Origin of the sequence: Agromyces sp. Soil535 (assembly GCF_001428255.1) — a bacterium.
GTDB lineage: Bacteria > Actinomycetota > Actinomycetes > Actinomycetales > Microbacteriaceae > Agromyces.
In genome coordinates this window covers 31014-56779 of record NZ_LMRW01000013.1, presented here as the reverse complement: position 1 = coordinate 56779, position 25766 = coordinate 31014, and the positions used below count along the sequence as shown (strand labels likewise).

Genomic DNA, 25766 nt, shown 5'->3' with positions numbered 1-25766 from the left:
CTGGCTTCACCGGCGCGGTGGCGGAACAGCTGCGCGAGACCTGCGGAGGAGCGCCCGCCAGAGCAGGACCGCCTGCACCACGATCGCGATCGCTGATCCTGCTATCGCGATGATGAGGAACGCACGCACGAGTATCTCCCACGGGAAGGTCGAGTCGCCGAACGTGAAGGGGAACACCGTCCACAGCTGGACCATGGCCACGAGGCCGACGACGGTCGTGGCCAGGTCACCGATCGCCTTCAGCCAAGGTCGGTCGAAGATCAGATTGATGAGGCTGGCGACGATGCCCACCGCGAGCGACGCGTTGATCCAGGGGAGAACCTCGACCATTCGGTCGCTGAGGAAGGGAAGAACCTGCCACCCCGGCCAGACGTTCACCACGAAGAGCAGCAGGCCGTTGATCACCGCAGCCAGCGCGAAGCCGAATCGTCGGGTAGCGGCGCTCGACGTGCGACGGACGCGGCGGGGCTGGTCCCCGGTCTTCGACGGGTCGATGGTCATGGTCCTCTGAGCTTCGCCCGTCCGATAACACCGGGCATAGTGCCGAAAGGCCCCTCGGATGCATCCGCGTGAGGCGTCCGCCGCCACGCCCCGGATGCCGCGTGTCCGCCGAACGGCGGGAGAATGGACTGGATCCGGCCGCGATCGGCGGTTCCGACCACCCCAGCGCCCGCCTGAGGATCGGAGCAGACGTCACGACGAGGTGATGCACGATCGAGGAGTTCCCCCATGACCGACACGCTGGCCCGACCGCCGTTCGATCCCGAGTTGGAGGCCGTGCTCGGCCTCCTCGGTGAGACGCTTCCGCCGTCCATCACGCCCGAGATGATCCCGTTCATGCGAGACGCCACCGTGGTCGCGCCCGTCGACGACCTGCTGACCGAACGCGGGATCTCCCGCCGCGATGTCACGATCGCCGGCTACGAGGGCGCGGACATCGTCGTCTCGGTGCTCGCCCCTGAGGGCCACACCGGCACCGGGCCCGGCATCTATCACACCCATGGCGGGGGCATGATCGTCGGCGACCGTTTCGTGGGCATCGCCGCCATCTTCGACTGGATCGAGCGGTTCGACGCCGTGTGCGTGACCGTGGAGTACCGGCTCGCCCCGGAGTTCCCCGACCCGTTCCCGGTCGAGGACTGCTACGCCGGCCTCGTCTGGACCGCCGAGCACGCCGAGGAGCTCGGGATCGACCCGGCCCGCCTGATCATCGCGGGTGGGAGCGCCGGCGGCGGTCTGGCCGCGGGGGTCTCCCTGATGGCCCGCGACCGCGGTGGTCCCGCGCTCGCCGGGCAGGTGCTCATCTGCCCCATGCTCGACGATCGCGACGCCTCAGTCTCGACGCGCCAGATCGACGGGGTCGGCGTGTGGGACCGCACGAGCAATGTGACCGGCTGGAGCGCCCTGCTGGGCGACCGCCGCGGCACCGACGCCGTGTCGATCTACGCCGCGCCCGCCCGCGCCACAGACCTCTCGGGCCTTCCGCCTGCGTTCATCGACTGCGGCAGTGCCGAGGTGTTCCGCGACGAGGACGTCGCGTACGCCTCTCAGATCTGGGCCGATGGCGGGCAGGCCGAGCTGCACGTGTGGCCCGGCGGATTCCATGCCTTCGACATGATGGCCCCGCACGCGGCGATGTCGCAGGCCGCGCTGGCCGCGCGCGACAACTGGGTCGCCCGCATCCTCGGCGCCTGAGCTTCCGCGGCCGCGGGCGGGCCCCCCGCAACGCCTGCCCACCCGTCCGCGGCCGCGGAGACATCGCGCCCCCGCTCGATTAGGGTGGGGCGCAACAGGTGCGATGGAGCCCCGGCATGCAGGAACTGGTCGGTCGACTGACCGCGCTGGACCCAGAGGCGAGCGAGACCCTGAAGGTCGTCTCGTACTTCGACACGCTCGTCGCAGGCGGCGTGGGCATCGAGACGCTGCTCCGCGGGGCGGCGGTGCTCTCGGGCACGGTCGCCGGCCACGCGGTCGCAGGGCGTGCCCCGACGCGCATCGGCCCTGCAGGCGACCGCCTCGACCCGGGCACGGATGACGCGGCATCCGCCTGGCCCTCGCGGGTCACGAGCGACGGATCGCGCGTGTGGATCGAACGCGACGGCGCCGCCCACGCCAACGACGCGATGGTGCTGGAGCGGCTCGCCCTCGCCGTGGCGATCACCACCGCGAGGCGCGCGAGCACCGCGGATGCCGCGGTCGAAGTCGTCATCACCGCGAGCGCGTCCGTCGATGAGCGTGCCGTCGCCGCCTCGCGACTGCGGCTCGATGGGACTCGCGACGTACGTGCCGTCGCCTTCCATCCGGATGCCGCGGCGCTCACCCCCGGCCCGACCGCGGTCGTCGCGACGCCCCGCGGGCTCGCCCGCGTCGTGCTCGTCGACGGCGTGTTCCACGTGCCGCCCGGGATACGTGCCGGCATCGGCATACGCGGCCCGGCGGAGCGGTTGCCCGAGTCGTGGGCGTCGGCGCTCATCGCCCTGCGGCTCGGCACCGCCCGGGAGCCCGTGGTCGACGCCGAGGGCCTCGGCGCGCTGCTGCTCGTCGCAGAGGCGGCCGACCGGCCCGGCGCGGCGCATCCCGATGTCGCCGCGCTCGACGCGCTCGATGCACGCTCGCGCCAGGTGCTCGAGGCGTTCGCCGATGCGGGCAGCGTGCGCGCCGCGGCATCCGTGCTGGGGATGCACCACTCGAGCGTGCAGGCCCGGCTCGACGCCCTCACCGCGCAGCTCGGCTACGACCCACGTTCGCCAAGCGGACGCACGCGTTATGCGCTCGCACGCGCGCTCGCCGCGCTGGAGCAGCCGGGGCTCGGCTGAGCGGGGCCGTGTGTCAGTCGTCGCCGCGCAGGCCGAGGGATCGGCCGCCGTCGACGGCGAGTTCCTGCCCCGTGATGAACCGGGCACGGGGACTCGCCAGGAAACCTACCGCTTCGGCGACGTCTTCCTCGTGACCGATCGCCCCGAGAACATTGGTTCGCTTCAGGCGCTCCAACTCTTCCTGAGTCGGCCGGCCTCTGGGCACGATGCCGGGAGACACCAGGTTGACGGTCACGCCGAATGGGCCGAGTTCGATGGCTGCGGACTTCATGTACCCCGTCAACCCAGCTTTCGCTGCCGCATAGTCGGCGAAACGCGCCTTGCCGGCGCTCCCGATGATCGACCCGACACTGATGATCCGACCTGAACGCTGCGCGATCATCTTCGGCGTCGCTGCGCCGACACAGGTGATGGCCGCCCGAAGGTTCACGGAGAGGACGCGGTCGATGACCTCAGGGGATTGATCCCAGACCGGGGCGTGGTCGGCACGGGCGCTTCCACCAGCGCAGTTCACGAGGATGTCGACCGTCGGGAGGGAGGCGAAGAACCTCGTCACGGCCTCGTCGTCCTCGAGGTCGACCTGCGCGACATGCGCCGTGCCGCCGTGTTCGCGGATCTCACCGACCACCGCGTCCAGCCGTGCGGTCGAGCGTCCGAGTACGTGGACCTCGGCTCCACTGAGTGCCAGTCGGAGCGAGATCGCCCGGCCGACGGCTCCGCTTCCGCCCGTCACGACCGCGAGCAGGCCAGCCAACTCTGGCGGCGGATCGACACGGACCACGTACGGGCGCGCCATCTCGACCTTCGTCAGTCGCCTTCTGACCCTCGTCAGCACCCGATTCGCCAACGCTCTCACCCCGCTCATGTGTCCCCTGCTACGAGAACGCTAGAAGACCCTGCCGCTAGCGCAAGCCGAGCCGTCGCAGGACCCGGCCGCCGCGACGTCGGATCCGTTGGTAGGCACTCGGCTCGACTGCGCCACCGGTCAAGGTCGAGTAGTAGGCCTTCAGCTGTGCGATGTCCGTGATCTTCTTCGAGAACACCTCGAGCACCCGCGGTCCGTGCTCGTCCAGGTCCGTCAGCCAACCGATCCCGGTGGCCGTCTCCTCGGAGGTATGGGCCGCCGAATACCCGATCCCGAGCGACTCCACCCAACCGCGGGCGCTCATGCCGTGCTCCGCGCTGACGTGGCGACCTGCGACGGTGTTCGAGTACTCCTGCGGCAGTGGCACGTGCATCACCGCACCGCCCTCGTTGTTGAGCAGGAGGATGCGCAGATTGTCGGGCAGGTTGCGGATCCACAGTGAGTTCATGTCGTAGAAGAAGGTGAGATCTCCGATGATCATGAACGTCGGTTTCGCGGTCGCCGCTGCATAGCCGATCGCCGTCGACAGGCAGCCATCAATGCCGTTGACCCCCCGGTTGCAGAAGACGTCGATCGAGTGATCGATCGCGTGGAGCTGGGCCATCCGGATAGGAGCGCTATTGGCGATGTGGAGGGAGCTGCCATGGGGAAGTGCTCGCATGAGACCCCCGATTGCCGCCAGTTCGCCATGTTCCGACGACGGCGCCGGTATCGAGTCCGCGGCCTCGAGCATGCGACCCGCGTACGTCCCGCCGGCCACTGGATCAGCGTGGGCCGCGACGATGCGTTCGAGGAAGTACTCGGGTCGGCACTGGATGACGTCGGTGAGCGTTCGGAAGGGGTCTGCGATCGCGCCGTCGAGGTCGACACGCCAGTGTTCGTGATCCGACCCGTTCAGGAATCCCTTCAACTCGTCCTTGAACACGACGTTGCCCCCGAACGTGATCACGACGTCCGGCTTGAGTTCGGGGCGAGTCGCCCCGGCGACGCGCAGGAATGCCAGTGGGTTGTCGATGCGCCCGTCGAGGTGCAGGTTGGCGAGGTGGTCGGCGATGACGGCAACGTCGAACGACTCGGTGAAGGCGGTGAGCGCGGCAGCGGCGCGTTCGCTCGGGCGCGCTCCCTGCCCCCAGACGAGGAGGACGCGCTCGCGTCCGAGGCGTTCCGCGAGCGCGGTCCAGTCGGGTTCCCCGAGCTCGAGACGATGCCGGGTGATCACGCGGACGTCAGGAAGCTGCGGCTCGGTGAACCGCACGCCGCTGTGGCTCTCGATCGGTATGTTGAGGTGGACCGGACCGCCGCCGCCCTCCCGGGCTGCGACGAGCGCTTCGTTGATCACCCGATTGCAGTACCAGCGGTCGCGCTTGTTCGCGATCGGGCGGAGATCCCCCGCGTAGCGAACGAACCCGTCGAAGAGTCCGCGCTGATCGATCATCTGGTCTTCCATCTGACCGAGGAACTCAGGAAGCCGGTCAGTCGTGATCGCCACCAGTGGGAGCTTCTGGGAGGCGGCCTCGGCAATGGCTGAACCGTAGTTGAGTGCGGCCGTGCCGGAGGTGCAGATCGTCGCAGCTGGCTCGCCGGTCGCCTGGATGAGGCCCAGGGCGAAGAACGCCGCTGACCGCTCGTCGACCACCGAATGGAGGCTGAAGTCCTGGTCGTTCTCGAAGGTCCGCGTGAAGGCGTAGTGGCGGCTGCCCGGGGAGATGACGATGTTCCTGACCCCGTGCGCCTTGAGCAGCGCCGTCAGTTCCAGAACGAGCGGTTCACTCGCGTACATCGATCGGCCCCACTTCAGTCCGAGGTTCAAAACCGGCCCCGCGTTCGAGCCGAGGCGGCTCGCGCGATCTCACCGGTTGTGCTCTGCCGGATGTGACCTCTCGAGTAACGAACGAGAGCCCACCGAGATACCGTGATCCAGTGTCTCGCAAGGTGCTGATCACGACGTTGCCGCTCAACGCGAATTATGGCGGAATCCTGCAAGCGTATGCCTTGCAGCGTGTCGTGCGTGATCTCGGATTCCGGCCGGTGACGGACACCTCGAGGCCGAAGCCGCTGCTGAAGCGTCTCCGGTGGCGACTGTTGCGGCATCCCTACCGGTGGGTTCGGCTGGCGTCTCCAGCACGGGTCGACTGGAATTGGAGGATCTCGAGGCGTGTCACCGCGCCGTTGCGCACCTTCATCGCACGGAACATCGAGACCGGATCGTTCATGGAGGTCGGGGGGACGCCTCGCGGCAGCGTCAGGCTGGCGAGGCGGTTCCGCACGTTCGTCGTAGGCAGCGACCAGGTCTGGCGCGCCGCCTATGCGAACATCCCGGCGCAGTTCCTCGACGTACTCGAACCCATCCAGGGGGATCGGCCTCGTCGGATCTCGTTCGCGGCATCGTTCGGCGTCGATGACATCGCGGAATACAGTGACGACGACCGCGCTCGCGCCGCCGCACTGATCCGGCGATTCGACGCTGTCTCGGTGCGCGAGAAGTCGGGCGTGCGCATTTGTCACGACGAATTCGGCGTGCACGCCGAGCACCATGTCGATCCGACGATGCTGCTGACCGCCGAGCACTACCTGCAGCTCGTCTCGCGCGCAGGCGGCGCGATGTCTCCCGCGGCCGGTCGACTGCTGATCTATCGACTCGACGCGAACGCCGAAGTCCCCCGCGTCGAGGGAGCGCTCCGCGAGCGACTGGGGATTCCTCCGCTCGATCTCCTCACCCCGTGGCCGCCGTCCTATCGTGCGTACACGGCGAATCCTGCCGATTTCGTGAGGCCGTCGGTCGAGCACTGGCTCGCCAGCTTCGCCTCGGCCGACTTCGTCGTGACCGACTCCTTCCATGGCTGCGCGTTCTCGATCCTGTTCAACCGTCCATTCGTCGTGTACGCCAACGCAGACCGCGGCGCGGACCGCTTCGACTCGCTCCTCGGAGTCTTCGGGCTCGAGCACCACCGAATCGGTGCGGAATCGCCGCTGATCGACGACCGGGTCTTCACACCCGACTGGACGAGGGTGAATCGCGTGCTCGACACCGAGCGCGCTCGCGGCTTTTCGTACCTCAGGGCGCACCTCTAGCGGCGGACGTGCGGGGCCGACGTGCTCGCCAGAGCGCTCGAACATCCGGAACCGGACAGAGCGGGAGGCGTAGGATTCGGCAGACGTCACACGGAGAGGGGGTGCGGTGCCCGACATCATCCTCGCCCACGACTACCTCGTGCAGGTCGGCGGAGCCGAGCGCGTCGTCGCCGAATGGGCCGCCGGATTCGGCTCGCGCACTGTGGTCACGCTCGCCTACCGGCCAGAGGCGACCTTCGAGGAGTTCCGGGGGCTCAGGGTGCAGGCGACCATCCCGCACGCGCTCGCGACGCAGGTCGAGCGGATGCTGCCCCTGCTGCCCTCGATCGCGGCGCGCACGAGCGTGTCGGGGGGCGATGTCGCGCTCGTCTCCAGCAGCGGGTGGGCGCACCGCTTCCGCTTCGCGATCCCGCACGTCGTCTACGTCCACAGTCCCGCCCGCTGGCTCTACGCCGCCGACGACTACCGGATGCGACTCAGCCCGCTGCGTCGCGCTGGTCTCCGCGTGAGCACGCCGCTCCTCCGGCGCGGCGATGCCGAGGCGATGCGGCGGGCCCGTGCCATCGTGGCGAACTCGGCGGCGACCCGGGATCGAATCCGCGCCGCCTACGGCCTGGACTCGATCGTGGTGCATCCGCCGGTGGAGCCCGTCGCCGCCGATGCCGCTCCGCCTGCGCGCGCGCTGCCCGACGCGTTCGCTGTGGTCGTCGCGAGGGACCGCGGCTACAAGAACGTGCCGCTCGCCGTCAAGGCGGCCCGGGACGCCGGCCTGGCCATCGTGGTCGTCGGCGCCGGGTCGGAAGCGCTCGACGATCCCGGGCAAGGCGTCCACGGGCTCGGACGGGTGGCAGACGACGAGCTGTGCTGGGTGTACCGCAACGCCGTCGTCGTCGTCGGGGCCGGACGGGAGGACTTCGGGCTCACGGTCCTCGAGGCCGCGCTCGAGGGCACGCCCGCCGCGACCGTGGCCGAGGGCGGCTACCTCGAGACCGTCAGCCCGGGGGTGAGCGGAGCCCACGCGGCATCAGCGACGCCCGACGACCTGGCACGCGCGATCCGGAGCGCCCGCGAGCTCGACCCCGAGTCGACCCGGGTGTGGGCGCGCGGATTCGGACGCGACGCGCACGTCGCCCGCCTCGCTAGAGTGATCGAAGGGGTGGTGCAGCGGGCGTGAACGGATCACAGGTCAGCGTGCCGCTCTCGGTGCGCCTGCGGCTCGGACACGCCGCCGTGCAGCACCTCGCCGACCAGATCGGGGTCGACCTGCTGCACATCAAGGGCGCAGCCGTCGATCCGTCGCTTCGCCCTTCGACTTCGTTCGGTTCCGACGTTGACGTCTTGGTGCGGCCCGACCACGTCGCGCGGCTCGACCGGACGCTTCGCGACCACGGCTGGCGACTCTACAGCACCTTCGAGTTCGGCTCGCCGTTCGGCCACGCGCAGACCTATACGCACGACGCCTTCGGCTACGTCGACATCCACCGGTTCTTCCCCGGCATCCGCCTCGCTCCCGGGCCCGCGTTCGATCGGCTTTGGTCCGATCGCGGGGTGGTCGACATCGCAGGCGTCGGATGCGCCGTACCGAGCGTGCCCGCGCAGGCTACGCTGCTCATCCTCAACGCGGCGCGATCGAGCCGCGTGCACCAATGGGACTTGCCTGCCGTGTGGAACGACGCGACAGACGAGCATCGCGCAGAGATCGAGGCGCTCATCGCCGAGCTCGACGCGCCCGTCGCGTTCGCGGCGGCGACCGGTGGCCTTGAGCGCTACCGTGGCGAGCGCGACTACCGCCTGTGGAAGGTCATCTCAGAGGGCGGGAGCCGATCGGCGGAGTGGAGGGCGCGGGTGCGCGCCGCCCCAAATCTCATCGCGGCGGCGGCAGTGGTGGCCCGGGCGCCCCTCGTGAACGTCGACCATCTCGCCCACCGGCTCGGGCGCCGTCCCACCCGACTCGAGATCGTGGCCGAGTTCTTCGTCCGGCCCGCCCGCGCGATCGGCGAGGCCTGGCGAGCACTCCGCCGTCGAGGGGCGAGCGGATGACCCGCCTGCGGCCCGCGTCGGGAGTGGCCGTCGTCGAGGAGGGCGGCGTGGTGTACGCGGCATCCCTGCCCGACGGCCCGATCGTCGTGCTCGATGGCGGCGCGGCCGCCATCTGGGTCGAGGCGTTGGATGGGCCGCGGTCGACGCTCGCAGATCGAGTGGCCGCCATCACTGATGCCGCAGTAGGTGACATCCGTGCCGATGTGGAGTCATTCGTCGACGAACTCGTGCGACGTGGCCTCCTGACGGAGCGGGAGCCTGATCGCGACCGCTCCGCAGCCGCGCGGGGATGAGTCAGTCGCGCGGCTATGATGCCGAGAGGCCCGCCCGCCCGAGGTTCCGGGCGCCTGCGGTGCGGAGGAGAACGATGGCACGTGCGGAACGCGAGCGGAGCCTGAGCGAGCAGCTGCGGATGATGCTCGCCATGGCGGGTGCAGACCCGGCGCGATGGGTGTTCGGCACGATCGCAGCGTCGCTCGTGCTCGCCGGCCTCGACACGCTCGGCGTCGCCGCCATGGTGCCGCTCACACAACTCCTCACCGGCGACACCGACAGCTGGTTCGTCACCTGGATCTCGGAGACGCTCGGTACGACTGAGCTGTCCACACTCATCCCCGTTGTCGCGCTCTTCATCACTCTGGTGTTCATCGTCAAGAGCATCGGGTCCATCATCTTCCGCTGGTGGCTGCTTGGCCGTACCACGCGCGTATCGGCGCTCTCATCGGCGGAACTGGCGCGTCGGTACGCGCTCGCACCGTACGCCGACCATCGTTCGCGCCGAATGAGTGAGGTATACCGCAATATCAACGACGCCACGAACCAGTCTGCGAGCGTCCTGCTCGGCGTCGTCAGCATTGCCACCGACGGGCTCGTGCTCATCGCGATCACGGCCGTGCTCGCGATCGTCTCGCCCGCGGTAACGCTTTTCACGGTCGTCCTGTTCGGTCTGTTGGTCTTCGGCGTGCAGCGGCTCCTGCGCCGCCGGCAGTACCGAATCGGCGAGGAGATGGCGGAGGCGGGGCTGCAAGCGTGGCAGTTCCTCCTGCCGGGACTCGACGGCTTCCGCGAGGCCCGGCTCACGTCGAGCGCGAATGCGTTCATCGACGGCTTCCGACGCGCCCGGCTGCGGCGGGCCAGAGCGGCGCGCCAGATGGGCATCGTCTCCGACGCACCGCGATACCTGATCGAGATCGGCTTCATCTTCGCGATCATGGGGATCTCGGTGTTCCTGTTCACCACGACCACGCCCGCGGCCACGCTCACGGTGCTGGGGGTCTTCGCCGCCGCCTCCTTGCGAGCGCTCCCGACGCTGACCCGCATTTCTGCGAACCTCGCCACGGTCCGCACCGGTCGTGCGGGTCTCGAGATCGTCTCCGACGTGGTCGACGAGCTGGACGCAGGAGGCACGCACGAAGAGCGCCCACGGGGCGACACGAGCTACGCGGGCGACATCATGCTTCGCGAGCTGAGCTTCCGGTATCCGGACGCGGAGCAGTACGTGTTGCGCGGGATCTCGCTCCGTATCGCTGAGAACCGCACGACCGCGTTCGTCGGTTCGAGCGGCGCCGGCAAGAGCACGCTGCTCGACCTGGTGCTCGGCCTCCTCGAGCCTACCGAGGGCTCGATCGAGTGCGGCGGGCGATTGATCTCCGACGACCTCGCTGCGTGGTACTCCGAGTTGGGTGTCGTGCCGCAGGACGTCTTCCTGCTCAACGACACCCTTACGGCGAACATCGCCTTCGGCGTGCCCGCAGAACGGGTCGATCGGACGCGCATCGACGAGGTGCTGACCATGTCGCAGCTCGACGATCTGTTGGCGGAGCTCCCCGAAGGTCTAGACACCGTGGTGGGTGAGCGTGGCGTGCGCCTATCGGGCGGGCAGCGGCAGCGCATAGGGCTCGCCAGAGCGCTCTACCGCAGGCCGAGCGTGCTGGTGCTCGACGAGGCGACGTCCGCGCTCGACAACGTGACCGAACACGAGATCGCCACGACGCTCCGCGGGTTGCAAGGCAGCATGACGATCCTGATCGTCGCCCACCGTCTGTCGACCGTCCGGCATTCTGACACCCTCGTGTTCCTGAAGGACGGGCGCATCGAGGCGGAGGGCAGCTTCGCGCGGGTGCGGGCGGAGAGTGCGGACTTCGCCCGCTTGGTCGAGCTGGGTGAGCTCGACTGATGATGCGGCATCCGCCTGACATACTGGAGCCGATTCCGAGAGGGCTGGCGATGGACTACACGCATCCGCTCCGTCGGCGGGCGCGCGGGCTTCGGCAGATCGCCATCGCGGCGACCCAGCCGGCAACCCTGAGGCACGGCGTGGTCGTCGGAGCGCACTGGTGGGTGGGGCATCCGAACTTCGGCGACGACATGACGCAATGGCTGCTCCCGCGGTACGGCGTCGTCCCGGTGCACCGCAGGTCGGCCGAGGCGAGCCTGGCCGGAGTTGGCAGCATCCTGGAGTCCCTGCCGCCGAACTTCGACGGCGCGATCTGGGGAAGCGGACTCATGCACGACCGCCCGTACCCGCTCCCGAGGGCAAAGGTACTGGCGGTTCGCGGACAGCTCACCCGCGAGCACATCGGCGCCCCCGACCGCGTTGCGCTCGGCGACCCGGGCCTCCTCGTCGCCAGGCGGATCCGACGGCCAGCGTTGCGCTGGGACGTCGGGCTCGTCCCTCACGCCGACCATCGCTCACAGGCGGCGTTCCTGGCGCTCGCCGAGACGCCCGGCCTCAGGGTGCGGATGATCGACGTGCACCGCTCGGCTTCGCGCACCGTGCGCGAGATCGGGGCGTGCGCGGCGGTAGTGACGACATCGCTGCACGGTCTCGTCACCGCTGACGCGTTTGGCATTCCGGCCGTGTGGACGAGTCCGGAGCCACCGCTCAGCGGTGGTGCCTTCAAGTTCCTCGACTACGAGTCGGTGATCACCCCGAACGACTCCCGTTTCCTCGCGTTCGATAAGCGCATGAGGCTGCCGGAACTGCTGGCCCACGCCGCCCCGGCGCCGCGGGCGACCGTCGAGACCGCCGTCGACGCGCTCGAGGCTGCGATCGGCCGCCTGACCGAGGTGCTCGGCGAGCTGCCTCGATTCCCACAGGGCGTCTCGCAGGTCATCGCCGGCCGGGCAGGAGGGGGGAGCCGATGATGGCGCGGCCCACCGCGAGCGTCGTGATCGCCACGTATCAGCGCCCGGAGTACGTGCGCGAGTGCCTCGAGCATCTGGCTCGCCAGACCGTGCCGCCGGCAAGGATCATCGTGGTTGACGCCTCGCCGGACACGCGTACGCAAGAGGTCGTCGCGGGCTTCACCGGGGTCGAATTCCGACGCAACGAGCGGGGGATCGGCTCGACCGCCACCTCTCGGGCGATCGGCATCTCGGATGTCGCAGAGGACATCGTTGCATTCGTCGACGACGACGCCTACGCCGAGCCCGAATGGCTGGAGAAGCTGCTCCGTCCCTACGCGGACGAGCGGGTGACGGCAGTCGGCGGCCGCGCCCGCAACGGGCAGCCCGGCGAAGAGCGTGAGGGAATCGGGCAGATCGGCCAGTTGCTGCCCGACGGGCGGCTCACCGGATTCTTCGCGGCCGACCCGGGCAAGGCGGTGGAGGTCGACCATCTCCTCGGTGCGAACATGTCCGTCCGCATGAACGCGGTCCGCGAGCTCGGCGGCATTCGCGACTTCTATCCCGGGACCTGCCTGCGCGAGGAGACCGACATCGCGCTCCGGATGCGGCGCGCCGGCATGACGATCGTGTACACGCCCGACGCAGTGGTCCGTCATGTGGCAGGTGATTATGCACGAGGCCGTCGCTTCGACGCCCGCTACCGATATTACGGAGCCCGCAACCATGTCGTCCTGCTTGCGACGACGCTCGGGTACCGTGATCCTCACCTTCGCCGCTACCTTCGCAGGGTGGTCTCCGGCGCGGGCCGCGATCTCGCGCTCGGGTTCCGCTCGATCGGCGACCCGAAGCGTCGTGGTCTGGGTTCGAAGGCACGCGGCGTCGCGGGCGGTGTGCGGCGCGCCGGTCTCGACCTCACCGGCACCGCCGCCGGCCTCGTCGCAAGCCTTCGAGCCGTCGCACAGCTGCGCAGATCACTGCGTGAGGCCGCGCGGTGAACCAGGGCACGGTGGATGTCGTCGTGCCGACGAACCGGGTGAGCCGCTTCCTCCCAGCTGCTCTCGCGTCGGTGCGGGAGCAGCGGTATCCCCTGTGGCGGATCGTGATCGTCGACGACGGTTCGGGTGCTCCCGAGGAGCTCGAACGGCTGGCATCCGATCTGCCGTCGACCACGGTGATCCACCAGCAGCACGCAGGAGTGTCGGCGGCTCGCAACGCCGCGATCCGCAGCGGCTCCGGCGAGTTCGTCGCCTTCCTGGACGACGATGACCTCTGGCCGCCCGAGCGGTTGGGCCAATTGGTCGCGACGCTCCAAGCCAGCCCCGACGCAGCCGGGGTGTTCGGCAACGGCCGGTACATAGACGCCGACGGGCGTGTCTTCGGGCAGTGGACGACCAAGCCGGCTACGCGTGAGGAGTTCCTCAGCCGAGCGACGCCGATCCCGAGGATCGTCGCACTTCTCGTACGACGGTCGGCGCTCGAACGAGTCGGCCTCTTCGACGAGCGGCTCGCCTTCTCGGAAGACGATGAGCTCATCCTGCGCCTCCTGCGCGACGCCCCGCTCGTGAGTTCGATGACTGTGGTGGTCGACTATCGGCGTCATGACCATAATGTGACGCGCGCGGACTGGCGTGCCAGGCACCGGTCAGCGCGGGCTGCCATCCTGGCGAACATCGCCTCGGCGCACCAGTTCGGACACGAGGAACAGGTCACGCTGCTCCAACGGTATCTCCGGCGTCAGGATGCCTGGACCGCGGAGGGTTCCGCCGGCCGGGTTATCGGCGACCTCAAGGCGCGACGATTCCGAGCCGCGGCACTCGACTTACGGGACTCGGTGCGCATCGCGCCGCTGGGCTTCCTGCGTGGCGCAATTCAGACGGTCGTGTCGAAGCTACGCTCGCGGGTGAGGCGCCGACGCAGCTGACGTCGGCGGACAGACGCCGGTGTGAGCATAGGGCAAACGGCCAGCGAAGTAGTACCGGCCGATGGCTCCCCCAGGAGAGAAGCCGCGCGTTCGAAGGGTGCGGGTCGTCCTCTCACGGCGTATACGCGGCTTCGACTCCGCGGCTATGCCTTCGCGGCGCCGGTCATTGCCGATTCGGGCGGCTCCTGCCTGCGGGGACGCTTCGCCCAGTTGATGCACGGGCGTTCCACCGTGACGAAGAGCAGCTGTCCGACGGCGAAAACGACCCCGAAGCCGAGGGTCCACAGGAGCAGGAGCAGCGTGGTCCCTTCGGGGACACCGGCGAACTTCTGGAGGAACTCGGAAACGTACCAGGCCGTCGGCTGGTGGATGAGGAACATGCTGTACGACCGATACCCGAGATACGCCAACGGCTTCCACGCGAAGAGGTGTCCCGCGGCCGGAACGTTCAAGACGATGACTATGAGGCTCCCGAAGAGGGTGCCCAGGCTGAGCTCGCGGATCGGCAGCACCGAGGTCTGGAAGAAGGGGATCGTCGCGACCGTGTAGGACACGGCCATCACGGCCAGGAGGAGGACGATGTGCGGCCTGCGGATGCGCTCGCTTACGCGGAAGGCGATTATGGCCGCCAGCATTCCTGCCGCGAACTCCATCAGGCGACCCATGCCGGATGCGCTCCAGAGGAACTGGTCCGGGAAGTCGGAGCCAGGTACGAAGATGACGACAAGGACGCGGAAGACCACGGACAGGCCGATCGCCCACACCAATGCCCGCGCTCCCCAGCGGTTGGCCGCGATCAGCAGCAGCGGGAACAGAAGATAAAGCTGCATCTCCAGGGACATCGTCCACAGGCTTCCGTTCACGGAGGCCCAGTGGTCCTCGAAGAACAAGTGCGTGAACGTGAGGTGGCTAAGCATGTCACCCAGGGTTGGAATCGGCTGCCACGATGCCTCGCGCCCGAGGAGGCGTATCAGCACCACGAGCAACTGCGGCAGGAAGATGGCATAGGCCAGTGCGACGTAGTACGGCAGTACGATCCTTCGCATGCGCCGCCACAAGTAGGAGCGGGTCTGGAAGCCGTCCATTCGCTCGGGGCGGCGAGCGAACGGCAGGAAAAGCACGAACCCCGTCAGCACCACGAAGAAGTCGGGACGGATGTTCTGGCTGACCATGAACGAGAGGACCGGAATCTCGGGACGGCCCGCGAATTCCCAGGTATGGAAAGCGAACACGGCGAGGAAGGCCAGGGCCCGCAGGCCGTCAACGGAATGGATGCGCACGCTTGCGCCCGCCGTCGCCTCCGAACCACTCACAGCCATCAGCGTAGAGTGCCGCCGCCGCATCGGGTCGCTGAGTGAATTGAGGGCGACTCTGGCAATTCATTGTGCGCGACCGGACATCGGGCAGCGGAAGTCGACGGACCGGCTTGCGGAGTGCGGAGTGCCGCCCTCCAGCCGCCTCGGCGCCGAAGCGCGCAATTGATCATTGCGAAGCAGCGTGGATAGTCCTATAGACGCTGACGGACAAGGCTGGTTTCTCACTCGGCTGCGGAGGTGGCGGAGGTTCACCCATACGCTGAGGCTCGTGTGAGAAGCCGGTATGTCGGCCACGATTAGCATCTCTCGACCCGGGTGCACTGGTTTGCCATGCGACACTGGCCGGGCCACGGTACTGCGCGTCGTGGTGCCAGCCGCGGTCGGCGAGGTCTCGATCGCCCTGCCCGCACCTGCGATACTTGAGCGAAATCCCACCGAAGGACCGGTCATGAGTTCGACGAGCACGCGCAGGGAGCTCTGGCGTGAGCGGATCGTCGACTGGTGGGCGAACGCGTGGCGCTGGGTGCTCATGGCTACGGGGGCCGTTGCCGCCGTCTACATCGTGCTCGATCAGGGCATCCAGAACGGGTCGATGACCGCGACCGCGTTGGCTGCGCTCGTGATCGGCGCGGCGCTCTCGGGCTCCCAACCACTCGCGATCGCACTCATGTCGATGCCTGGCTTGCTGATCGTGCAGCGAGTCGGCCTGGGCGGGGGCGACCTGTCCGTGTCGGATGTCGCGCTCGCGGCGGCATTCGGGACTGCGGTGCTGCTTGCGAAACGTCCGTTCAGTCGGCCGCTGCGCCAATTGCTCTGGCTGAACTTCTTCTACCAGTTCACGACGCTCTTCACGGTCATCGTGAATCCGTACGTGGCGAACACGGTCGAGTGGTTCCACGCGTGGCTGCTGATCTCCGGTGCGCTCATCGTCGGCTGGGCGCTCGGCGCCGGCGGATACGCGCGCCTCGCCCTGTCGCTCGTCGTCGTCAGCGCATGCGTGATCGCCGGGCTGACCATCGTGCAGGGGGTGATCGAGTACGCAGCCGGCAACTTCGGGCCGGTGTATCCGACCTGGCCGTTCCCGATGCACAAGAACTTCGTAGGCACGACCCTCGCATTCGCGGCCGTCGTCGTCTACGTCAACCCAGACTGGGTGGGCTGGACGAAGGGCTGGGCGTGGTCGGCGTTCTGGCTGTTGACCGCGGCCGTCGTCATCTCCCAGTCCCGCCAGGCGCTCATCGGACTGATCGCGGCGGTCCTCATCGTGGTGATCCGGCGCAAGGTCACCGGCCGCTCCCGCTTCGTGTTCCTCCTGATCATTCCTGCGGTCTGGCTCATCGTGATCATGGTGATCGAGCAGATCGAGTCGCAGGAACGGCACAATTCGGTGTTCCAGCGACTCGACTGGTTCCGCGAGGTCTTCCGATACTGGCGCGAGGCGCCAGTCTTCGGACACGGGCTGCGCTACTGGTACAACGATGGGTCGCTTCCCTACCAACCGCCTCAGGCGGAGATGGAGGTGCTGGCGTCCGCAGGCCTCTTCGGCCTCGTCGGCTTCATCGTCATGTGGATCGGCGTGATCGTCGTGCTGTGGCGTGTCGACCCCCGGTTCGGTACGCTCGCGGTCGCGGTCGTGTGCTGTCGGATCGTGCAGGCGCAGTTCGACCTGTTCTGGGTCGCAGCGGGAGTGTCGATCCCATTCGTCATCGCGGGCATCTGCCTGGGAGCGATGGCGCGGGAACAGCGCGCGGGTCCTGATGAGCTCGCCGACGAGCATGCCCCGGATGCCACGCCGGAGCGCGTTCCGTCCGGCTAGCGTTCAATCTCCCCGTCCCCGTCCCCGTCGCCGTCGCCGTCGCCGTCGCGTCGTCGCGTGAGGAGCTGCGCGCTGGTCATCTCCTTGAGGGCCCTGGCGACGGCCTCTGCCGGATCAACGCCTTCCGGCGGAGCAGGGAGCTGTCGCAGCACCGCCTGCCGGATCTCGTCTTCCGTCGAGCCGCTCGCGGCGAGCCACGCGGTCGGCCCGACGCCCTCGAGCACAAGCACCTGGTGACGGCGGAGCACAAGGAGCAAGTCGTCGACGAGGAGCGCGTCGGTGTGGTCGGTGCGCCAGTACGAGTCTGCATACCCCCCGTTGGTCGGGACGCCAGCGAGGATCGGTGTGTCGGGCAACAACTCGGCGAAACAGTCGCAGTCCCGGCGGTAGGTGCTTGTGACATCCGAGAGAGTGTGCGCCTCAGTACTCACGTCGGCGAGGATCTGATCGACGAGGCCGGGAAGCGAGTCCGCCTCTGAATAAACGACGCGGCGTACGCCGCCGGTTGACCGCACACGCTCCGCCAGCGTGCGGAGCGGTCGGTGCATTGCCGCGAGGTAGCTCGTGTGCGGAACGAGCTCGGGCAATGCCTCGGTGATGCTGAGGGACTCGACGTAGGGTTGCACGACGTCGGAACGGCGATCGAGCAGCACGAGCGCGGCGATTTGCAGGCCGTCGCCGGAGACAGGACGGAGCCCCATGCCTGAGGCGGGTGTGGGCTGCTTCGGCCCGGGTCGCGCGCCGATCGACAGTGGCTTGGGGTACGGGACGACGCTCCCGTCGGGACGGATCGCCAAGGTCTCGTCGGTCACGTAACCGAATGCTCGACCGAGCGCCTTCGAAGCCGTCGTCTTGCCCCGGCCGGACGGCCCGACGAAGCCGATGACCCTGCCGTCGTCGAGCGCGACGGCGGCAGCATGCAGCATGAGCGCCTTGCCCTGCAATGGCCTGATCCCGCTGAGCGTGACTTCAGTCGTGATCCGGTCGGCGAGTTCCGCCGCGGTTCGGAGGGTGATGGACCTGGCCGCTCGAGCCCTGACGTCGGCGATGGCCGCGGAAACGCTGCCTCGGATGGTCGTCGTTGGTTCGTCCGACTCCTCGACGAGGAGGTCGGCCCACTGCGACTTGATCGTTTTCTGCTCGCCAGCACTCAGCGTGTCGTCGAGCTCGATTCGAACCGTCGAGGTGAGCGCGCGCACGTCAAAGGCGGTTGGCATACCATGGAGCCTACTCGTTGAGTGCCTGCCGCGCCGCGGCGTTGGGCCGGAGTCACGACCGGAGGTTGCATGGAGCTCCGCGACTACCTGCGTGGTCTGCGCAGGCACTGGATCGCCATCCTCCTGATGACGCTGCTGGGCATCGGCGCCGGATACGGCTGGACGCTCTTGCAGACCCCGGTGTACACGGCAGGCGCCAGCGGATACGTGGTGTCGAAGCAGACCGCCGACGTGGGGACGTCCTCACTCGGCGACTCCCTGGCGCGATCGCGGGTGCAGTCGTACCTCGACATCGCCGGCTGGCGTTCCGTAGCCGAGAACGCGATCGAGGATCTCGAGCTCGACACGACTCCCGAGGCGCTCGTCCAGCGGGTCACCGTCACCAACACCCCCGACACAGTGATCATGAAGATCAGTGCGGAGGCCGACAAGCCCGAGAGCGCACGCGACCTGGCCTCGGCTTGGATCCGGGCGATGAAGGTCGAGATCGACAAGATCGAGGGTGACGGCACACTGGGCTCCGCCCCCGTCACCGTGATTCCCGGCGACTCGGCGTCGTTGCCGACAACCCCGTCCTTCCCCGATGTCCAGACCGCCGTGATCGTCGGCGGCATCCTCGGACTCGGCTTTGGCATCGCATTCGCGATGATCCGCACCGTCTCCGACCGGCGGATTCGCACGGCCGAGGACGTTGAGCAGAAGACGGGCGTCGCCGTCGTCGGCACGATTCCGATCGTGCCCGGCCTCAACGCCGACAACCGGCTGGTCGACCTGTCCGACAACGGCGGCGGCAAGACGTCGAAGTTCGCGGTCGCCGAGGCGCTGCGAGCTCTTCGAACCAACCTGCAGTTCATGGACGTGGACCACCCGCCGAGGACCATCGTGGTCACGAGTCCATTGCCGGGTGACGGGAAGTCGACGGTCGCGTGCAATCTCGCCCTGACGTTGGCAGCCGCCGGAACCACGGTCGTGCTCGTCGACGGCGACCTGCGCCGGTCGATGGTTGCCAAGACTATGGGACTCCCCGGCGGCGCCGGTCTCAGCGATGTGCTCGCAGGCCGGGCGGCGCTCGCCGAGGTCCTGCAGCGCACTCCGAAGTCGAACAACCTGCTCGTACTCGCGGCGGGAAGCCCGCCGCCGAACCCCAGCGAGGTGCTCGGATCCGAGCGGATGCACGTGCTGCTCGGCGACCTCACGAAGCACGCCACCGTGATCATCGACGCGCCGCCGCTCCTGCCGGTGACCGACGGCGCCGTGCTGACGCATCAGGCCGATGGGGCGCTCGTCGTCGTGACGCTCGGCAAGACGACGGACGATCTGCTCGACAAGGCGCTCGCCACGCTCCGGAAAGCCCGGGGTCGTGCACTCGGCATCGTGCTGAACAAGGCGCCCCTGCGCGGCGTCGACGCATCGCCGTACTCCTATGACTACCGCCGGGAGTACACGGCCAAGGAGCCGGTGGCCGAGGCGCCGGCGCCAGTGGTCCCTGCTGGCCTCGACAACGCGTCGGCCGGCGGGCTCGATGAACTCGCCGGCGAGGAGGACGCGGCGGCCACCCCGGTCGGAGTGCAACGCCGACAAGGGCGGCGAGGCTGACCTCCGTGGCCGAATCCACGATGCCCGCCGCATCGCAGGTCGGCGCGACCGGCGAGTCGCGGCATCCGCTCGTCTCGGTCGTCGTGCCGCTCTACAACGGCGGCGCATATATCGCGGAGACCCTGACGTCGATCGCGCTACAGGCAATCGACAGGGTCGAGGTCATCGTCGTCGACGACGGGTCCGACGACGACGGCCCCGATCTCGTGCGGGCCCATCCTGTCGGCGCGCGACTCGTCGAGCAGTCGCACCTGGGTGTGGCGGTCGCACGAAACCGCGGGCTCGCCCTGGCCAGGGGAGGGTGGGTCGCTTTCGTCGACCAGGACGACCTGTGGCATCCGACGCATCTGGCACGCGCCGTCGGGTGGCTCGATGCGCACTCCGGTGAACGCATCGTGTTTCTGCGCGAGACCACGTTCGCGGTCGGCGATGAGACCGACCGGCTCCGAAGCATGGACGAGGCGGTCGCGGGATGGGCCACAGTCCTCGTGGGGCGGGAGCGCACGCTCGAGGAGCTCGTGGAGAGCGCCGATGTGAGCGGGTCCGACGAACTCGAGATCCACGATCTCCGAGCCCTGCTCCGCGGACCGATCTCGGCGACGACCAGCTTCGTCGCCGACCCCGAGCTCCTGCGCTTGGCCGGCGGATTCGCGCCGCACGCCCTCGCGATGGACGACTACTGGATGCTCGTGAACGTCGCCCGTCTCCAGCCCGTCACGCAGGTCGACCAACCGACGGTGTTCTACCGTGTTCACGTGGGGGCGACGTCGCGCACCACCCGGCTCGGGCTACCCTTCCTGTCATCGGCGGTGGCCCTCCGCCTCGGCGGCGGCCTGATCGGCGTCGACGAAGGGCTGGCCGGCGGAATCGAGGGCAAGCTCCACCGCCACCTGTTCCGCGAGCTCCTCGCAGCACCTGGATACGCCGACGCGCGGTTTCGCGGAGCTGTCGGGCACCTTGCCGCGATCCTCTGGCCCCCTGACGGGCGACGGCGCGAGCGTCGTCGTGCCCTCCTCGCCGCGCGCTTGCCGTGGCTCCGGCGGGCGACGCGCTCGGTGCGGACCCGACTCGCGGCGGGCACGAGACAGCGCGTCACCAGCCAGTAGGATTCATCCTGCTCGCCTGATGCTTCGAGAATTGGCGGTTCCCGTGATCGAGACCCCCTCGACGGCCCCTGGAGCCGCCGCGGCTCCTGGCCCGGCTGCGCCTGCCGTCAGAGCTCGCACTCTCGCGTTCTACCTTCCACAGTTCTTCCCGATCCCTGAGAACGACGAATGGTGGGGCCCCGGTTTCACCGAATGGACGAACACCGCCCGCGCCCGTCGGCTGTATCCGGGACACCAGCAACCCACGCTGCCGGCCGACCTCGGGTTCTACGATCTGCGCGTGCCCGAGACGCGGCAGGCGCAGAGCGACCTCGCGCGCAGCTACGGCATCGAGGCCTTCGTCTACTGGCACTACTGGTTCGGCGACGGCGACCGCATCCTCGAGCGTCCATTCCGCGAGGTGCTCCAGAGTGGGGAACCCGAGATCGGGTTCTGCCTCGCCTGGGCGAACCAGTCGTGGACGGGGGTCTGGCACGCCGCCGCCGATAAGGTGCTGAAGGAGCAGACCTACCCCGGGCCCGAGGACGACCGCCGGCACTTCGAGACCCTGCTGCCTGCCTTCCGCGACGAGCGATATTTTCGCGTGAATGGGCGCCCGCTCTTCTATGTCTTCCGGCCCGAGGACCTCCCGGATGCCGCGGACTTCGTCGATCGATGGCAGGCTATGGCCCGTGAGGCCGGCCTCGGCGGGCTCTACCTCGTGGCCGAGGCGAGCGACCTACTCGGCAAGGGCGTGAGGTACAGGGACGCCGCGGTCGACGGCTTCGACGCAAGCGTTTACATGCGACTGCCCGCTCGGGTGACCAGGGCGTCCAGGTTCCGGATGCGGGCGTTGCGCAAGCTCATGGGCGGCCCCGAGGTCTGGCCGTACTCTGACACGATCGTGGCCGACTTCCCGGACGCGCCCGACGTGCAGCCGTGTATCTATCCCAACTGGGACAACACCCCGCGGGCAGGGCGGCGCGGCCTCGTGGTGGAGGGCGCCACGCCGGAGCGTTTCCGACGCAATGTCGAGCAGGCGGTCGAACTGCTCGCCGGCCGGCCCCCCGAGGAGCGGCTGCTCTGGATCAAGTCGTGGAACGAGTGGGCCGAGGGAAATCACTTGGAGCCCGACCTCCGCGAGGGCCACGCATGGCTTCGAGCGCTACGGGCGGGGTTGTTGTGACGCCTGGCCCGAGGCATCCGGCTGACGGGCACCGCCGACCGCTCCGCATCGCGATGATCTCGTACTACCTGCCCAGCGAGAGCAAGATCGGCGTCGGGTACCAGGTGCACGCGCTCGCAAACGAGCTGGCGCGACGGGGTCACACGGTCGACGTGTTCAGCCCCTGCGCCCCGGTCGACGGTGCCGAATACGGCAACGTGCACCTGCCTCTCCGGGGATCCTTGCGCACGTTCCGGTTCGCCTTCGTGATGCGTCGGCAGGACTTCTCGACCTACGACGTGCTGCACGCGCACGGGGAGGATTACTGGATGTGGCGCCGGCGCGTGCCGATGCACGTTCGCACCCTGCACGGGTCGTGCTTCGAGGAGGCGCTGCGGATCCGCGGCCTGAAGGAGCGGGCCCGCATGGTGCTCCTCGGGTTCACCGAGGTACTCGCGAGTCTCGTCGCCGACCGCACTGTGCTCATCTCGCCACAGACCCGCAAATGGACGCCCTGGGTGAGGACGGTGATCCCGAACGGTGTCGACGAATCCCGGTTCGGCGCGGGAGGCGGCGAGAAGTGGCCGCACCCGACCGTGCTGTTCGTCGGCACGTGGCGAGGCCGCAAGCGCGGCGCAGAGCTCGCGGCGTGCTTCGCCGAGGTCGTGCGGCCCCGCGTGCCCGGGGCCCGGCTGCGGATGGTGACCCAGGATGCCCCGGCCGATCTCCCCGACGGCGTGGTGGCCCTCGGCCGGCTGACCGACGACGAGCTCGCCGAGGAGTACCGCAGGGCGTGGGTGTTCTGCCTGCCGTCGACCTACGAGGGGTTCGGCATCCCGTATGCCGAGGCGATGACCGCCGGGCTGCCAGTGGTCGCGACGCCGAACGTCGGTGCGCGATACGTCACCGACGAGGGCCGGTATGGCGTGCTTACCGACCTCGACGGACTCGGTGATCGCCTCGTCGAGCTGCTCACCGACGACGATCTCCGCTCACGGCTTGGTGCCGTAGCCCGAACACGTGCGGTGGAGTTCGAGCTCGGGAGCGTGGTCGATCGCTACGAGCGCCTCTACACGACGGCGAACGACAAGAGACCGATATGACGACGCCCAGCTCGAGCGTCGTCCTCGCGACATACAACACGCCCGCGTTCGTCCAGACCTGGTTCGTCGTCGGCGGCGTAGCGCATCTTCGCGATCGACTTGCGCCGGAACTCCGCGACGCCCACCGCGAGCACATCGTCGATCACGTGAGGCTGCGGAGACGTCGAAGAGCTAGACATCGCCGCGCCGGAGCGAGTGGCGGAGGCACTCGTCGACAGCTTCGGTGGCGCGGCTGGCGCGGTGCTGGTGGCTGATGCAGTAGGTCTTCGACAGGTTAGAGACCGCGACCGCCGTGCCGTTCGTCATGCGTTCCGTCGTTCCTCGGGTGGCTTCGGAATGTGCTCCGACGGGTGCGTCACACGCCGCCATTCCCGCGCGTGTCACCCGAATGTGGGGGTCTCATAGTTCGCATGTGGAATGCCCTACCCCTAGAGTTGGCTGTGAAAACCCGATAGCCTGCGCAGTGACCCGCAACACTTCGCGAAATCAGAATCCGTACGACCGCCGGGGTGGTCGGCGACACACACAGCATCCAATCAGGAGGAACCACGCATGAGCGACCTCGAAGAACCGAAGGCCGGCGTCAGTCGACGCACGGTAACCAAGGCGATGGCGTGGTCAGTGCCCGCGATCGCCCTCGCTGTCCCGGCGCCCGCCTACGCGGCATCCGGCGGTGGCCCGGACATCGAACCTGGGGTGGCATTCAAGCTGCCTGGCAACAGCTGCGCCCAGAAGCTCAACTTCCCGACGCTCGATCCGGACAAGGGCTACCTGTTCACGTTCCTGGTGACGAACAACACGGACAAGCCGATCATCATCTTCGCCTCGCCAGCGCCTACCATCACCACGACCGCTGCGGGCCTCACGTTCTCGCTCGTCGGCACCGTGCCGGTGTTGCCGTTCACGCTCGCGCCCGGTGACGACGTCACGCTCGGTCTGTACGCGAATGGCAGCAACAGCGCGAACACCACGTTCGACGTGACGGCGACGATCTACTGGGGCCACTCGATTCCCGACCCCGACAACCACGATCCGATCATCGTTTCGTGGACCGTGCCGAGCACCCCGACTCCGCAGTCCGAGGGGTTCACCGGAGACGAGGCCTGCGTGCCTCCCTTCGTGCCGCTCGACTAGGAGTACGCATCAGTGTTGGCGGCCGGTCCGCCTTGGTGAAACCAAGGCGGACCGGCCGTCCCCGTCTATTGCGATGGAACACGATCGCTCCGGCGATGCACGCAGCCGATGTCGCAGTAGCGGACCATCCCATGTCGATACCGTCGGCCCGGTTCCGAGCGCGAGTATTTTGCAGAACATCCCGACGGGGAGAGCAGCAATACGTCCGATCAGACGGTCGAGGTTCCGCTGGTCGACATGTGAACCTGCATCAGCCCGCCAGTGGCTAGCATTGCCCCATGTTCGAGGTGGTGGTGCACTCATGATCGACGTCATCCACGTGATCACGCCTGGCGATCACTACTCGCCTCGGACGGGCTCCGCGATCCCCACTGTCGTACACGGGCTCGCGAGCGCTGCGGCGAAGGATGAAGATGCGGTCCGGCACTCGGTCGTCGTCGAGGCGTCCACTATGCGGCCGCGCTACGAGAGTGCAGCCGCGATCGAGTATCGTGGAGTCCCCGGCCCCTCCCGGCGGGACCGATACCTCGATCTCGTCCGTGGAACGCTTGGCTGGCCACGGAGCGCCGTCGGCCGGTACTACGAGCCGATCGCCGAGACGATCCGCCACCTGAAGCCGTCGATCGTGCTCGCGCACAACGCACCGATCCTTCCCTGGCTCCTTCGCGACTCGCCGCACAAGGTGCTTCTCTACGCGCACAACGACCTGCTGCGTACCTTCACCAAGGCAGAGGTCTCGAGGATGCTCGGGAGCGTCTCGGCGATCGTCTGCGTCAGCGAATCCCTGGCGGAGCAGACACGGCACCGACTGCCACGCAATCTCGCCCATATCGTTCACGTCGTCGGGAACGGCGTCGACGTGGCGCAGTTTACGCCGGCCTGGACGGCGGGCGATGACGAGCCGGCAGCGGAACGGGCTTCACGTGGGAAGCCGCTGCGGATCTTGTTCGTCGGGCGGATGATCCCGAATAAGGGGGCCGACGTACTCGTCCGAGCGGCCACGATGCTCGAACGAGACGACCTCGAGTTCGTCGTCGTCGGCAGCCACGGATTCGACCGGAGCGCCCCACTTTCGCCTTATGAGCGGCGATTGCGTGGTCTTGCAGGCGAGAGCCCTGCACGCATATGCTTCGAGCCGTTCGTCGATCGCGCGGCGCTTCCCGAGCTCCTCAGCAGCGCGGGGATCCTCGTCGTGCCCTCACGGTGGGCGGACCCTTGCCCGCTGGCGGCGGGCGAGGGGCTTGCAACGGGGCTCCCGATCGTCGCAAGCCGTGTCGGCGGCCTTCCGGAGGTCATCGGCCCGGCCGGTCGGTATGTCGCACCCGATGACCCTGCCGCGCTCGCCGCGGCACTCGCCGACCTCGTCGGCGACTGGCAGCTGCGCCGCCGGATGGCGGCGGAGGCGCGAGCCCGCGCCGCCGCCCACGACTGGTCGTGGGCCTGGGCGAACCTGCGCGGCATCCTCGAGACGCTCTGAAGGGGTCCCGGCCG

Annotated in this window: 23 protein-coding genes; 17 read left to right on the top strand and 6 right to left on the bottom strand. The window is 68.4% G+C overall.

Annotated elements, in window-relative coordinates:
* Positions 1-6: 6 nt before the first annotated feature.
* Positions 7-501 (bottom strand): hypothetical protein, encoded by a 495-nt coding sequence (locus tag ASG80_RS12325; RefSeq protein ID WP_235508297.1) that lies wholly within the window; start codon positions 499-501, stop codon positions 7-9.
* Between the two features lie 228 nt (positions 502-729).
* Here ASG80_RS12325 and ASG80_RS12320 point away from each other — a divergent pair, with 228 nt between their 5' ends.
* Both ASG80_RS12320 and ASG80_RS12315 read left to right on the top strand, forming a co-directional pair.
* Positions 730-1695, top strand: coding sequence for an alpha/beta hydrolase (locus tag ASG80_RS12320; protein WP_056731096.1), 966 nt, complete (start codon positions 730-732; stop codon positions 1693-1695).
* 116 nt (positions 1696-1811) lie between these two features.
* Positions 1812-2816, top strand: coding sequence for a helix-turn-helix domain-containing protein (locus ASG80_RS12315; RefSeq protein WP_056731095.1), 1005 nt, complete (start codon positions 1812-1814; stop codon positions 2814-2816).
* Positions 2817-2829: 13 nt separating this feature from the next.
* On the opposite strand, the gene ASG80_RS12310 is transcribed toward ASG80_RS12315, so the two are convergent.
* Both ASG80_RS12310 and menD read right to left on the bottom strand, forming a co-directional pair.
* Positions 2830-3612, bottom strand: coding sequence for an SDR family NAD(P)-dependent oxidoreductase (locus ASG80_RS12310; RefSeq protein ID WP_056731093.1), 783 nt, complete (start codon positions 3610-3612; stop codon positions 2830-2832).
* 106 nt (positions 3613-3718) lie between these two features.
* Positions 3719-5461 carry a 2-succinyl-5-enolpyruvyl-6-hydroxy-3-cyclohexene-1-carboxylic-acid synthase gene (gene menD, locus ASG80_RS12305; protein WP_156401823.1) on the bottom strand — a complete coding sequence of 581 codons (1743 nt, stop codon included), beginning with the start codon at positions 5459-5461 and terminating at the stop codon, positions 3719-3721.
* A 140-nt stretch (positions 5462-5601) separates the two neighbouring features.
* Between menD and ASG80_RS12300 the strand changes: the two genes are divergently transcribed.
* The 8 genes from ASG80_RS12300 (at position 5602) to ASG80_RS12265 (ending at position 13843) form a co-directional block, all read left to right on the top strand.
* A complete protein-coding gene (locus ASG80_RS12300; protein WP_056731089.1) occupies positions 5602-6753 on the top strand; it encodes a polysaccharide pyruvyl transferase family protein in 1152 nt (383 codons plus the stop codon).
* 106 nt (positions 6754-6859) lie between these two features.
* Complete coding sequence (locus ASG80_RS12295) at positions 6860-7927, top strand: glycosyltransferase (RefSeq protein WP_056731087.1); 1068 nt, start codon at positions 6860-6862, stop codon at positions 7925-7927.
* Positions 7924-8793, top strand: a complete 870-nt coding sequence (locus ASG80_RS12290; RefSeq protein WP_056731084.1) for a nucleotidyltransferase family protein — start codon at positions 7924-7926, stop codon at positions 8791-8793. The genes ASG80_RS12295 and ASG80_RS12290 overlap by 4 nt, the downstream gene beginning before the upstream one ends.
* Positions 8790-9086, top strand: coding sequence for a PqqD family protein (locus ASG80_RS12285; RefSeq protein WP_056731082.1), 297 nt, complete (start codon positions 8790-8792; stop codon positions 9084-9086). Before ASG80_RS12290 ends, ASG80_RS12285 begins: the two co-directional genes overlap by 4 nt.
* A gap of 74 nt (positions 9087-9160) precedes the next feature.
* Positions 9161-10969, top strand: a complete 1809-nt coding sequence (locus ASG80_RS12280) for an ABC transporter ATP-binding protein (protein ID WP_056731080.1) — start codon at positions 9161-9163, stop codon at positions 10967-10969.
* 50 nt (positions 10970-11019) lie between these two features.
* Positions 11020-11940 (top strand): polysaccharide pyruvyl transferase family protein, encoded by a 921-nt coding sequence (locus ASG80_RS12275; protein WP_056731077.1) that lies wholly within the window; start codon positions 11020-11022, stop codon positions 11938-11940.
* Entirely contained in the window at positions 11940-12917 is a 978-nt protein-coding gene (locus tag ASG80_RS12270; protein WP_056731076.1) for a glycosyltransferase family 2 protein, read from the top strand. The genes ASG80_RS12275 and ASG80_RS12270 overlap by 1 nt, the downstream gene beginning before the upstream one ends.
* Positions 12914-13843 (top strand): glycosyltransferase family A protein, encoded by a 930-nt coding sequence (locus ASG80_RS12265; protein WP_056731073.1) that lies wholly within the window; start codon positions 12914-12916, stop codon positions 13841-13843. Before ASG80_RS12270 ends, ASG80_RS12265 begins: the two co-directional genes overlap by 4 nt.
* A gap of 143 nt (positions 13844-13986) precedes the next feature.
* Here the strand turns inward: ASG80_RS12265 and ASG80_RS12260 are convergent, their stop codons facing one another.
* On the bottom strand, positions 13987-15156 hold the full coding sequence (locus ASG80_RS12260) for an acyltransferase (RefSeq protein WP_162256626.1): 1170 nt from the start codon (positions 15154-15156) through the stop codon (positions 13987-13989).
* 451 nt (positions 15157-15607) lie between these two features.
* On the opposite strand from ASG80_RS12260, the gene ASG80_RS12255 reads away from it, so the two are divergent.
* On the top strand, positions 15608-16975 hold the full coding sequence (locus ASG80_RS12255) for an O-antigen ligase (RefSeq protein WP_056731070.1): 1368 nt from the start codon (positions 15608-15610) through the stop codon (positions 16973-16975).
* On the opposite strand, the gene ASG80_RS12250 is transcribed toward ASG80_RS12255, so the two are convergent.
* Positions 16972-18192 carry a hypothetical protein gene (locus ASG80_RS12250; RefSeq protein WP_156401822.1) on the bottom strand — a complete coding sequence of 407 codons (1221 nt, stop codon included), beginning with the start codon at positions 18190-18192 and terminating at the stop codon, positions 16972-16974. The genes ASG80_RS12255 and ASG80_RS12250 overlap by 4 nt on opposite strands.
* A gap of 69 nt (positions 18193-18261) precedes the next feature.
* Between ASG80_RS12250 and ASG80_RS12245 the strand changes: the two genes are divergently transcribed.
* Genes ASG80_RS12245 through ASG80_RS12230 form a run of 4 tightly spaced genes read left to right on the top strand, consistent with a single transcriptional unit; the run spans position 18262 to position 23141 of the window.
* Positions 18262-19788, top strand: coding sequence for a polysaccharide biosynthesis tyrosine autokinase (locus ASG80_RS12245; RefSeq protein WP_056731066.1), 1527 nt, complete (start codon positions 18262-18264; stop codon positions 19786-19788).
* A 5-nt stretch (positions 19789-19793) separates the two neighbouring features.
* The gene (locus ASG80_RS12240) at positions 19794-20894 is read left to right on the top strand and encodes a glycosyltransferase family A protein (RefSeq protein ID WP_156401820.1); all 1101 of its coding nucleotides are present in this window, start codon (positions 19794-19796) and stop codon (positions 20892-20894) included.
* A 43-nt stretch (positions 20895-20937) separates the two neighbouring features.
* Positions 20938-22059, top strand: a complete 1122-nt coding sequence (locus tag ASG80_RS12235; protein ID WP_200952554.1) for a glycoside hydrolase family 99-like domain-containing protein — start codon at positions 20938-20940, stop codon at positions 22057-22059.
* Entirely contained in the window at positions 22026-23141 is a 1116-nt protein-coding gene (locus tag ASG80_RS12230; RefSeq protein ID WP_082590236.1) for a glycosyltransferase family 4 protein, read from the top strand. Before ASG80_RS12235 ends, ASG80_RS12230 begins: the two co-directional genes overlap by 34 nt.
* Before the next feature lie 171 nt (positions 23142-23312).
* On the opposite strand, the gene ASG80_RS24730 is transcribed toward ASG80_RS12230, so the two are convergent.
* Positions 23313-23447 (bottom strand): hypothetical protein, encoded by a 135-nt coding sequence (locus ASG80_RS24730; protein WP_255355595.1) that lies wholly within the window; start codon positions 23445-23447, stop codon positions 23313-23315.
* Positions 23448-23693: 246 nt separating this feature from the next.
* Here ASG80_RS24730 and ASG80_RS12225 point away from each other — a divergent pair, with 246 nt between their 5' ends.
* Positions 23694-24275, top strand: coding sequence for a hypothetical protein (locus tag ASG80_RS12225; RefSeq protein WP_056731059.1), 582 nt, complete (start codon positions 23694-23696; stop codon positions 24273-24275).
* Between the two features lie 301 nt (positions 24276-24576).
* On the top strand, positions 24577-25752 hold the full coding sequence (locus ASG80_RS12220) for a glycosyltransferase family 4 protein (protein WP_056731056.1): 1176 nt from the start codon (positions 24577-24579) through the stop codon (positions 25750-25752).
* Positions 25753-25766 lie beyond the last annotated feature (14 nt).